The organism is Streptomyces sp. UH6 (genome assembly GCF_013421635.1).
GTDB lineage: Bacteria > Actinomycetota > Actinomycetes > Streptomycetales > Streptomycetaceae > Streptomyces > Streptomyces abyssomicinicus.
In genome coordinates this window covers 1-1,290 of the sequence record NZ_JACADT010001290.1, presented here as the reverse complement: position 1 = coordinate 1,290, position 1,290 = coordinate 1, and the positions used below count along the sequence as shown (strand labels likewise).

The window sequence follows — 1,290 nt, the reverse complement described above, 5'->3', positions numbered from 1 at the left end:
CACCGAGCGCGTGGCGCAGCGAGGCGTCGCCGAGGGCGCCCGCGTAGGCGGTGAGGGCGGCCAGCACCGACGTGGTCAGCAGCACGGTGAGGAACGCGGCCGCCAGCAGCGCGCGGTGCACGCGGATCCGTGCCGTCACGAGTCCCGCCACGCGTCGCCCCCCGCTGCCCGATCCCCGGATGTCCGTGCCGGGAGTCAGGTGCGTCGGTAGTCCGTGCTCCTGGCAACTGGGGCGATCGTGTCAGAACGGAGCACTCGGGCACAGTCGTTCGATCAAGGGTGAGACGCGATCGTGACCCGGCGGCCGGCCCGGCTCCGGGTCACTCCGGGTCGGCGGTGTTGACCATGGAGGCCGCCGCGTAGGTGAGGTAGCTCCAGAGCGTGTGCTCGTGCTCCTCGGACAGGCCGAGGTCGTCGACGGCGGCCCGCATGTGCCGCAGCCAGGCGTCGTGCGCCGCGCGGTCCACCGTGAACGGGGCGTGCCGCATCCGCAGCCGGGGATGGCCGCGCCGCTCGCTGTAGGTCGTCGGTCCGCCCCAGTACTGGATCAGGAAGAGCCGCAGCCGCTCCTCGGCCGGACCCAGGTCCTCCTCCGGGTACATGGCCCGGAGCTCGGGGTCCTCCGCGACTCCCTCGTAGAAGCGGCGGACGAGGCGCGTGAAGGTCTCCTCGCCGCCGACCTGCTCGTAGAAGGTCTCCGTCTGCAGTGTGCCGCGCCGAATCTCATTCACCCCCCCATCGTCTCAGACGGGGGGACCCGGTCCTCAAGGCCTGTGGACGGGCCGAAAGTCCCCGAGGACCGGGTGTCCGGCGGGTCAGCCGCGGCGGACGGTGATCGTGGTCCAGGCGCCGACGTGCACGCGGTCGCCGTCCCGCAGCGGGACGGGGACGAACGGCTGGATCGGCTCCTCGGCGCCGTTCACCGTGGTGCCGTTGGTGGAGTTCTGGTCGATGACCGCCCAGCTCCCGTCCGCCTGCTCCACCAGCACCGCGTGCTGGTGGGAGACGCCGGGGTCCTCCGGCGGCACCGACAGGTCGACGTCGGGGGTGTCGCCGGTGGAGTGCCGGCGACGGCCGATGGTGACCTGCGGGCCGGTGAGGGTCAGCTGCTGCTCCGGCGAGTACGCGGGCAGGTTGAGCCCCGCGGCCTCGGGGCCGGAGCGCTGCATCATCGCCATGAAGTACGCGCGGTCCGGGCCGACGGTCGCCGTCCAGGTCGCCTGGCGCGGTTGGCCGGGCTGCGGGTAGCCGTAACCGCCGCCGGGACCCTGGCCGGGTCCGGGCTGACCG

Annotated in this window: 2 protein-coding genes; both read right to left on the bottom strand. The window is 73.3% G+C overall.

The window, feature by feature from the left end:
- Positions 1 to 320: 320 nt before the first annotated feature.
- Entirely contained in the window at positions 321 to 731 is a 411-nt protein-coding gene (locus HW445_RS31350) for a globin (RefSeq protein ID WP_151773262.1), read from the bottom strand.
- An 84-nt stretch (positions 732 to 815) separates the two neighbouring features.
- Positions 816 to 1,290, bottom strand: a 475-nt coding sequence (locus HW445_RS31345) for an FHA domain-containing protein (protein ID WP_180224159.1), incomplete at its 5' end; no start/stop codon positions are given.